The 9438-nt window shown below is 65.3% G+C and carries 8 protein-coding genes and 1 pseudogene; 3 read left to right on the top strand and 6 right to left on the bottom strand.

Annotated elements, in window-relative coordinates; all coding sequences use genetic code 11:
- Window positions 1-151 precede the first annotated feature (151 nt).
- A complete protein-coding gene (locus AC5JJ6_RS27940) occupies window positions 152-319 on the top strand; it encodes a hypothetical protein (protein WP_496045197.1) in 168 nt (55 codons plus the stop codon).
- Between the two features lie 9 nt (window positions 320-328).
- Here AC5JJ6_RS27940 and AC5JJ6_RS27935 read toward each other — a convergent pair whose 3' ends face one another.
- Window positions 329-1903, bottom strand: coding sequence for a carbohydrate porin (locus tag AC5JJ6_RS27935; RefSeq protein WP_496045196.1), 1575 nt, complete (start codon window positions 1901-1903; stop codon window positions 329-331).
- A 667-nt stretch (window positions 1904-2570) separates the two neighbouring features.
- On the opposite strand from AC5JJ6_RS27935, the pseudogene AC5JJ6_RS27930 reads away from it, so the two are divergent.
- Window positions 2571-2711: pseudogene (locus AC5JJ6_RS27930) on the top strand (DUF808 family protein); the annotation flags it as partial.
- Window positions 2712-3142: 431 nt separating this feature from the next.
- Here the strand turns inward: AC5JJ6_RS27930 and AC5JJ6_RS27925 are convergent.
- The 5 genes from AC5JJ6_RS27925 to AC5JJ6_RS27905 are packed head-to-tail and all read right to left on the bottom strand — an operon-like array spanning window position 3143 to window position 8128.
- The gene (locus AC5JJ6_RS27925) at window positions 3143-3955 is read right to left on the bottom strand and encodes a phosphodiesterase (protein WP_496045195.1); all 813 of its coding nucleotides are present in this window, start codon (window positions 3953-3955) and stop codon (window positions 3143-3145) included.
- A gap of 5 nt (window positions 3956-3960) precedes the next feature.
- Window positions 3961-5247, bottom strand: coding sequence for an extracellular solute-binding protein (locus tag AC5JJ6_RS27920; protein ID WP_496045194.1), 1287 nt, complete (start codon window positions 5245-5247; stop codon window positions 3961-3963).
- A gap of 17 nt (window positions 5248-5264) precedes the next feature.
- Window positions 5265-6077 carry a carbohydrate ABC transporter permease gene (locus AC5JJ6_RS27915; RefSeq protein WP_496045193.1) on the bottom strand — a complete coding sequence of 271 codons (813 nt, stop codon included), beginning with the start codon at window positions 6075-6077 and terminating at the stop codon, window positions 5265-5267.
- A gap of 10 nt (window positions 6078-6087) precedes the next feature.
- Window positions 6088-6999 carry a carbohydrate ABC transporter permease gene (locus AC5JJ6_RS27910; protein ID WP_496045192.1) on the bottom strand — a complete coding sequence of 304 codons (912 nt, stop codon included), beginning with the start codon at window positions 6997-6999 and terminating at the stop codon, window positions 6088-6090.
- Window positions 6992-8128 (bottom strand): ABC transporter ATP-binding protein, encoded by a 1137-nt coding sequence (locus AC5JJ6_RS27905; RefSeq protein WP_496045191.1) that lies wholly within the window; start codon window positions 8126-8128, stop codon window positions 6992-6994. Before AC5JJ6_RS27905 ends, AC5JJ6_RS27910 begins: the two co-directional genes overlap by 8 nt.
- 154 nt (window positions 8129-8282) lie before the next feature.
- Between AC5JJ6_RS27905 and AC5JJ6_RS27900 the strand changes: the two genes are divergently transcribed.
- The gene (locus AC5JJ6_RS27900; RefSeq protein WP_496045190.1) at window positions 8283-9140 is read left to right on the top strand and encodes a MurR/RpiR family transcriptional regulator; all 858 of its coding nucleotides are present in this window, start codon (window positions 8283-8285) and stop codon (window positions 9138-9140) included.
- The last annotated feature ends 298 nt before the right edge of the window (window positions 9141-9438 follow it).

Raw genomic sequence — 9438 nt, 5'->3', positions numbered from 1 at the left:
GCAGCGAATCACAGATGATCAGCAGTGGCTAGCTATTTCGCGGTCGGGACACTAGAGGCTGTTATGGACCCGTGGCAGGATAAAGATCGGGCTGCGGGGCATAGATGCCCGCAGGCCCTGTCCGTCCGATGTCATCGATGACGCATGGGCTTTGGTCGCGCCCTATCTGACGCTGCTGCCTGACGCTGCCGGCCAGCTCCACTCGCTGGCCGATCTGCACGCTGCCATCAAGCGATACCTCGCCAAGCACAACGTCGATCCGAAGCCTTTCGTTCGGACTGCCGCCATCATCGCCCAGTTGGATGCACGTTCCGTGTAAGTCGCTGCACTAGTACAAGATCCGGGTCCGCAACCCCACGACGAGCGCGTTGCGGCCCGGCCTCTCGCTTGGATTCCAGATATGCGTGACCACAGGCTGGAGGTCGAAGCCGGGCGCGATCTCGGCGAGGTAGGTTAGCTCCAAGTTGGTTTCGGAGACGCGTCGGCCAGCCGAGGCGTCGGGATCGAGGCGCAGAAGATCCTGGTCAAAGCGGCGCACGGCTGCCGCGTAGCGCGCATGGATGACGCTGAAGCCGAAGCGGTCATGAGGCCGCCCGGGCACGAGATCCGCAAAGACCATCCCGCCGTCGATGTAGAAGCCGATCGTGCTGCGGTCCGACGGTGCGACGGAGAACCGTCCGAAAAGCGACACGCCCGACAGCGCGTCGCCGCCTGCAGGCTGCCAGAGCTGCTGGTCGAGTACCGCGTAGAGCCCGCCCGTGCCCCGACGCCGCAGCGGCACGCCGGAGCCCGAAGTATCAGCGAGGAGCGTGCCGTCGGCAGCACGGCGCTGGTTGTCGAAGCGGCCCAGATGCGCCCAACCGCCAAGCCGGACGGTGCGCGCAAGGCCCTCCTCACCCACCGCTTGGTTCTGCCGAAAGCGCGCTTCTGCGAAGAGTAGCCCCGGGTCACGTATGCGGAAGTCGGTGTTATACCGGTTGCGGACCTGGTCGTCGTCCTCACCAGGGCGGGAGACGCGACCATTGAACAATGCCGCACGAAAGTTGAGGCGCTCGTTCGGTACGACTTGCATCAGTACGCCAGGGGTTGCCAGGGGAAAGGCAGGCCCGCCGCCTGGCAAATTGAGAGCGCTGATCGTCGGAAAGTCGCTTTGGAGAAACAGCGGTGACAGGTCTGAAAAGAAGAACTCTACATCGGCCGCGAGCTGACCTGCGCGTAGCCGCACCAGACCGTTGGCGATGCTTTGCTCGAGCCATAGCTCGGAGAGGCGGATGCGGGGCATAGCCTCGATGGCGGCGATAGTGTTCACGCCACCGACGAAATCGCGCCGCACCCGGCCAGTGTTGTGGATGAAGAAGCCATTCGCATAGGCGCGTAGGCCGTGGATACCAGCGAGGCGCTCGAAGTCTATTCGGAGCGATGGTTCAAAGAGGCCTTGGCCAATCCACCCTCGCCTCTGTCCGCCACGGACATTGCCAAGCGCGTCGGCGATGTAGGAAAGGCGGAAATCGATACCGCGCTCCGAGAGGTCCCGTACCGAACCGAAGGGGTCGCCACCGTCAGGCAACGTGTTCCGGAGAGTGGACTGGATGGGCCCATCCGAGCGCGGGCCCTGCTCCTCGATCTGCGCCCGGGTTGGGCTAGCTACCGCGAGCGCGGCGAGCACCATGACGCCAAGCAGGCACACACGCCAAAAGGCGGGCTTGGCGCCAACTGGTTCTGGCGCCAGCTCGTCCGCTGAGAGCTTGCGGCTCCTGCGCCTCACAAGGCTTGCGTCCCGACGCAGCATGACGGTGACGGTTCGGGCCATGCAGCGTAGCCGCTCGGTGGCGGGTTCCGAACCGAAATATTGATAAATACCTAGCGTAGCACCCACCGCCGATTGCAATAGATCGGGGACCATCGGCATAGACTCATTGGGCTCGTTTGCTGGGGGATCAGCACGATAACGGCGAAGACCGGTACGGAGCGGGCTTCCATGCCGCCCAGGTATTGCTTTAACGCTTGGCGCGCCCACACGCTGAGTGATGCTCGAACCCCAGCGAACCGGGCACCGTACAAGCCGACGGTGGTAGTGGGTCACCGCGCGATAATCGCACGAGCAGCGTAAGCCAAGCGCATGCATACATCGGTGGACATCAAGCCTCTGTGCCGCCTGCAAAAGGCATTGTCCTTCGGGGAGTTGACGCGAACGTGCCAAGCGACAAAACGATGGCATGCGTGCGTGGTCATAATGCCGTCACGGCGCGCGGAGCGCCACATCCCAGTGCCCGCAAACAGCTGTGGTGGCTGCCCCGTGGCGCCTAGCCTCGATGCACGATCACTAACCGGAACCTGAATGTGTAGATATGCCGCCGTGGCGTCGCCATGCTCTCGCTTCGGAGGCTTTCCGCAGATAGTGACAGCTTCGTCATTAGTAGGTGAGAAAAGGATTAACCAGTGAGCCTCGGTCTATTTGCATCGCTGGAGAATGCAACAGCGTTGGTTAAAGTGGCGGCAGCGTCGCTGGATGACGCCGCAGTCCAGTCCGCCAGGGCAGACACCAAGGCGGTTGGCATCTCGCTGATGATGCGGCGGTGACTCCAGCCATTTCGTGGGCTTCGCCACCAAGCGAGTTGCCAATCATCAGGCAGATCGCGCTCGGATCATTGAAGGACAAGTTATCTTATTTGCTGCCGGGCTCGCTGGCGTTGAGCTGGCTAAGCGCGTGAAGCATCACGGTGGTCCCGATGCCGGGCGGTGTCTATCTTTGCTATGAGAGCTTCGAGAAAGTGCTGCACGCTCTGCACCCACGTGTCCCCCAGCTTCTATGAAACTCATCTTTGATTTCGTCTCGGCCTTCAAGTACCTTGACGACGTAATCGCGCCACCGCTGACGATCCCGTCGGCGTGCGGCTGGTGCTGCCTATCGTCGTTGCAGAACATCGGGCGGCGGCTATGAGGTCGAGGGTCAACCGATCAGCCATGTGTGCACCATTTTCGTCGTGGCGCTTCGGATACTGGCGGCAGCTGCGCTGCTGTGGTGGCTACGACTGCAGATCGCACAGTAGCTTCGGCAGGCCTGGGTCAAAGCTGCACGCAGCTTGCCGCATGCTAATTTGCTCAACCCGACCATACCCTTGTCAGTCAACGCGCCTTGATCCTAGAGGTCGAAGGTTCCCGTCTGGTCTAAGAAATCATGGGTATGAACGACGACCGCCTCCTCTGTCACCCGAACTAGCCCATAGGCCGGCGGTTCGTGGCTGCCGGGCACCGTCGGCTGCTCCGCAAAGTTCAGCGCTACTTGATGCGAAGTGCCGCGGAGCGAGGAGGCTGGAATTCCTCTCCAGGAGCCACAGAGCGGCCGGTGCAGATGACCATGGAAGAGGTGGCGGATGCGTGCGCGATGCGGCGCCACCACCTCCCACAATGCATCAGCGTCGAGCAATGGGATCTCGTCCATGCCGATGATGCCAACGCGGTACGGTGGATGGTGTAGGAAAAGCAGCACCGGTCCGCTATCCTCTCGCAGCCGCCTGGACAGCCAGTCGAGCCGGCGCGTGCCGAGCCGCCCCGCATGCGTGCCCGGCTCCTTGGTATCCAACATCAGGAACTGACCGACCGGGGTGCCCACAGCCTGCTGAACGAATCCTGCCTCGTCTACGGGTGCCTCCGGGAAGGCAGTTCGGAAGGCCGCGCGCTCATCGTGGTTGCCGAGCATCAAATGCACTGGGCAGGGCATGTCAGCGAGGATTTCCCGCAAGCGCGTATAAGCCTCCGGCTCGCCCTGGTGTGTCAAATCGCCGGTGACGACGGCAAAGGCGGCCGGCGAGGCACCCTCAGGCCCGTGCCAGCGTGCGACATCCGCCACAGCGAGAGCGAGGCGCGCGCCGGGATCGAGGCCGTACAGCGGCGGCGCCCCGTCCGGCGTCACATGGAGGTCGGTGAGATGGATGAAGGTGAACGGAGCGACCATCCCGGTTAGCTCCGCCGCGGCAGCAGGTTCTGCACATCCGCCACCATGCGGTCCAGCGCTGCATCGGCTTCAGCGCGCCGGGCGACGACGGACTGCAGATGGTCGTTAATCACGTCGGTGATGCGCAGGGCGTTCTGTCCAGGGAAGGCGTACCAGCCGGTGATCACATCCTGCTGGCGAAAGGTAGTGAGGTGGTTCGGGTTGTCCCGGTAGAAACGGCCGAGCATCTCCTCCCGCTCCGCCGGGATCGTGGTGGACGGCATGTAGCCAGTAGCGTTGACCATCATCGTCGCACCGACCGGGCCGGTTGAGAACTTGATGAACTTCCAGGCCGCCTCCTGCCGCTGGCGGTCGCGCGTGAACATCATTGCGACATTGCCGCCGGCTGGCAGGCGGGCATTCGGCGAAGAAAGCGGGAAGCGCCCGGTCAGCAGCGGAAAGCGGCCGCCGATCTCACGGTTGTAGCGACCGAGCTGTGCGGTGGATTGCATGGAGATGCCCATGCGCCCGCCGAAGAAATCGCTGAACATGGTCGCGGGGCGGACGTCCGGCATGCGGCCCTTGTCCACCAGGTTGCGCAGCGTCCGGATCGCGTGGCGGCCCGGCTCCTCGCCGAAGGCGACCCGCGTCTCCTCGGCGTTCAGCATGCTGCCGCCATGGCTGAAGACCAACGCCTGCCAGGACCAGTTGCCGGTGATGGTCCAATCGAAGAACATCCCCTGCACGCCGTCCGCGCTGCCGTGGATGGCACGCGCCAGTTCCATCACCCCCTCCCAGCTGGAGGGCGGGCGTGCCGGGTCTCCGCCGGCACGGCGCATGAGATCGATGTTGTAGTACAGGATCGGGGTCGAGAGAGCGAAGCCGATGCCGGTCTGCATGGCGCCGACCTGGCCGAGGGACAGCAGGCTTTTGGAGTAGCCGAGGGCGGGGGTCTCCGAATCCTCCGCCATGAAGGGGCTGAAGTCCACGGGTATGTTCCGTTCCGCGAGCGTGCGCTGGCGGTTCAGGCCATGGAAGGCGACATCGGGCAGGCCGCGGGTGATGGCGTCCCGCAGGTTGCGCTGCAGGATCTCCTCGTAGCCCTCCTCCGGCGCACGGTAGGCGATGCGGATGTCCGGGTTCTGGCGCATGAACTCGGCCGCGATGGCTTCCATCAGGTCGCGGAAGAGCACGGGCGTGGAGTACTGGACGCTGAGTTCCACACCGCGGGACTGTGCGCGGGCGAAGGGCGGCGCGGCGAGCGCGGCGGCGGCGGCGGTGGCGGCGAGCGCTGCTCGGCGGGTGATGCGCATGGGTCTCTCCTCTTGGCCTATTTGATCCCGGTCATCGTCACGCCCCGCACGAAGGCGCGTTGGGCGAGCAGGAAGGCGATGGCAAGCGGGGCGGTGACGACGGTGGCTGCAGCCATCATCGGGCCCCAGTTCGTCCCGGCCTCCGCATTGGAGAAAAAGGCGATGCCGAGCGGCGGCGTCGCCAGATGCTCGCTTTGGATCGCGATGAATGGCCAGAAGAACTCGTTCCAATTCCAGATGAAGCTGAGGCAGCCGAAGGCTGCGAGCGCCGGGATCGCAGTCGGCAGCATAATGCGCCAGGTGATGGCGAACTCGCCCATCCCGTCCATCCGCGCGGCCGCGATCAGGTCGTCCGGCACGGTGCGGAAGAACTGGCGCATCATGAAGACGCCGAAGACCGAGACCGTGGAGGGCAGGATGATCGCCGCGTAGGTATCGAGGATATCGGCCTGCCAGAAGGCGATGTAGAGCGGAATGGCCGGTACCTGCGGCGGGATCAGCAGCGCCAGCATCACCATCACGAAGCTCGCGTTCCGCCCAGCCCAGCGCAGCTTGGCCAGCGCATAGGCCATCGGCAGCGCTGTCGCGGCCTGCACCGCGAAGATCGCGCCGGTGACCAGGAAGCCGTTCAGCACGAAGCGCGCCAGCGGCACCTTGGTGAAAGCGTCGCGGTAGTTCTGGACGACGTGCCACTGCTCCGGCAAGAGCGTGAAGCGCGGCGCGAAAACCTCGCCCGGCGGCTTCAGGCTGATCGCCACCATGACGACGAAAGGCGCGAGCATCAGCGCCGCGCCGGCCAGCAAGGTGGCGTGGCGCAGGAGCTCCGGCAATATTGCGCGCCTAGCCATAATGGACCCGCTTTTCCAGCAGCCAGGTCTGCGCCAGCGTCAGCAGCAAGGTGAAGACCAGAAAGACGACCGTGATCGCCGCGCCGTAGGAGGAGCGGAGGAAGGTGAAGCCGTTCTGCACCATGGTGTAGAGCAGCACCTCGGTGGATTTGTTCGGCCCACCATCGGTCAGCACCGCCACGGTGTCGAAGACCTGGAAGCTGCGGATGGCCGTGATGGCGACGACGAAGACCAGCGCCGGCCCGAGCATCGGCCAGGTGACGCGCCGGAACCGTTCCCACGCACCATCCGCGCCGTCCATCGCCAGCGCCTCGTAGAGGTCCTTCGGGATGGCGGTGAGCCCGGCCATGAACAGCACCATGGCGAGGCCGAGATTCTGCCAGGCGCCGATGGCCGCGAGCGTTAGCAGCGCGACATCTGGGTCGTTCAGCCAGTCCCGCTGCGCGACGCCGACCATGCCGAGGGCCTGGTTCACGAAGCCGACCCGCGGATGCAGCATGAACTCCCACACCAGCGCCATGCCGAGCAGAGTGGAAGCGACCGGCAGGAAGAAGGCCGCGCGGTAGAAGGCGCGCCCACGTGCTGCGCCCTCTATCAGGATGGCGGCGAGCAAGCCGAGGCCGACCGTCGCCGGCAGCGTCACGCCCACATAGACCAGCGTGTTGCGAAGCGATGTCCAGAAGACGCGATCGCCCCAGAGCTCGAGGTAATTGCCGAGGCCGCGCCAGGGCAATTCCGGATCACCCATCGTCCAGTCGGTGAAGGACAGCAGCAGGACCGCTACCGCAGGGCCGAGGAGCATGGCCCACATCAGCAGGAAGGCCGGTGCGGCCAGCAACCAGGCCGCGATGGCCTCGGCCCCCGCGCCAGGGCGCTGGTCGGAGCGGCGGACCGCGTCAGCCAAGGGCCGGCTCCCGCTCTAGGGCATGGAGCGGTAACCGCATGCCATCGGCGCCGAACAGCGCGGCGCGCCGTGGCGTCAGGGAAAGCATCGCGCCGGGACGCAGCCGCCGCGCCTCGGTGGGATCGAGCCGCACCAGGACTTCGCCCAAATCTGGCACGGAGGCATGCAGGATTGCTTCGGCACCGAGCAGCTCCACGCGACGCAGCTCCGCCGGGATGCCATCCGCGACTGCCGGCACCAAGGCCTCCGGCCGAATGCCGAGCATGTAGGCGCCGCTGACGCTCGCGGTCCGGAAGGGCAGCCGCGTTCCAGCGACGACGACCTCTCCATCCGGCATCACCTGCGCCGGCAGTGTGTTCATCGGCGGCTGGCCGACGAAGCGCGCCACGTCGAGGCTTGCAGGTTCCTCGTAAAGCTCTTGTGGCGGCGCGACCTGCAGGACGCGACCGGACTGCATCACCGCTACGCGGTCTGCCATCGCCATGGCTTCCGCTTGATCGTGGGTGACGTAAATGACGGTGGCGCCAAGGCGGCGCTGCAGGGTTAGGATCTCTTCCCTTGCCTCCGCACGCAGCCGCGCATCGAGGTTTGACAGTGGCTCGTCCATCAGGAAGGCGGCGGGGTTACGCACCATGGCGCGGGCGAGTGCCACGCGCTGCCGCTGGCCGCCAGACAGCTGCGCGGGCCGGCGGTCCAGCAGCGCGGCCAGGCCGAGCGCCTCGGCGACGCGCCCCACCTCCGCGCCGATCTCCTGCCGCAGCGCCCGCGTGCCCGGCAACAGGCCGCCCAGCACCGGCACGCGCCGCGCCGCGGAAAGCCGCCGCATCTCAAGCGGCATCGCAATGTTCCGCAACACCGTCATGTGCGGGTAGAGCGCGTAGGACTGGAACACCATGGCGAGGTTGCGCCGCTTTGGCGTGGCCTCCGTCACGTCGTGCCCGTCGATGAGGACGGAGCCGGCATCCGCCCCTTCGAGCCCAGCCAGAATGCGCAACAAAGTAGACTTGCCGCAGCCCGAGGCGCCGAGGATGGCCAGGAACTCGCCATCCGCGACCTCGAGCGAGACATCTTGGAGCACCTCTGTCGCGCCGAAGCGCTTGCTGATGCGGCGGAGCGCGATGCTGGCCATGCGGTGGGTGCCCCTGTCGCGGCGTTCGCATGCCTCTTTGCCATCGGCCGCGTGCCGGCGGCGTGAAGATCGCATGAAACCATCTCAGCCATCTCAACGCCGCGACTGAGATTTTCACATTGCGGACTGCGTGCCGCTCGGTTAGGCAGTGCAGATGGATGCACCCGCCCCGCTTCCCGCGCTGGAGAAGCTGCGCGCCCTCCGCCCAGGGCTTACGCCGGCGGCTGCCCGGATTGCCGATGTCATCCTCGCCCAGCCGGGCGAGGTGGTTCATCTATCCGTCACCGAAGTGGCGGAACGCGCAAGTGCCAGCGAGGGCAGCGTCATCGCACTCTGCCGGCAGTTGGGCGCGCGAGGCTTCCAGCACTTGAAGATTGAAGTGGCGCGGGAGTTGGTGCGCCCGGTCCAAGCCATTCAGGAAGATCTGGAGGCGGGCGACGACGCGGCGACTGTGATGCGCAAGGTGTTCGAGGGCGGTCGGCAGGCACTATCCGATACGCTTGCCGTGCTAGACCCGGCAGCGCTGGAGCGTGCCTCTGCGTTGCTGCTCGCCGCGCAGCGGGTAGAGGTCTATGGTATCGGCAGCGCCGCTCCCGTTGCGGAAGATGCTCATGTCCGACTGCTGCGCATCGGGCTGGACAGCCGCTTGGCTGTAGATAGTCATTTGCAGGCCGTCTCCGCGTCGCTGGCGGGACCGCAGGTGGCGGTGCTCACCGTCTCCCATTCCGGAAGCACAATCGAGACGGTAACTTCGACGCGCTTGGCACGAGAGGTTGGGGCACGCACCGTGGTGATCAGCAATGTTGGTCGCAGCCCGATCTCGGCTCATGCCGAGGTGATGCTGCATACCGCTGCACGGGAGACGCGCTACCGCACGGAGGCGATGACGAGCCGTATCGCACAGCTTGCCGTCGTGGACGCGCTAGTGAGTCACATCGCGCTGGCTCGCGGCGCTGGTGCCGTGGCGTCCATGCGACGCAGCGCGGAGGCGCTGGCGCTCAAGCGTTTCTAACCGAATGCCCGAGCATCAGCGGGTCGTCCGCGCCAAGCTTGGGCCGGAGCGCATTCTCCTGCACGGACCGCTCTGCCAGCATCGGACCAAGGTCAGAATTACTGCCGACAAAATGCCCTTTCGGCGCGGTACACTCAACCCTGCTTGTTAAACGGTCTGCTTATGACAAAGAGGTTGCCGAAGCCTGATGCTTACTGCCGAGATTCTAGTGCAGTGACTCAAACGGATGGTGCAGGGAGCCTGTGAACCGCCCCGGTTTCGCCGGAGGCTGGTTGGCTTGAGTCAGGCCGCCAGGGCG

The sequence above is a fragment of the Skermanella sp. genome (assembly GCF_059503625.1).
This window is presented reverse-complemented; position numbering and strand designations above follow the sequence as displayed.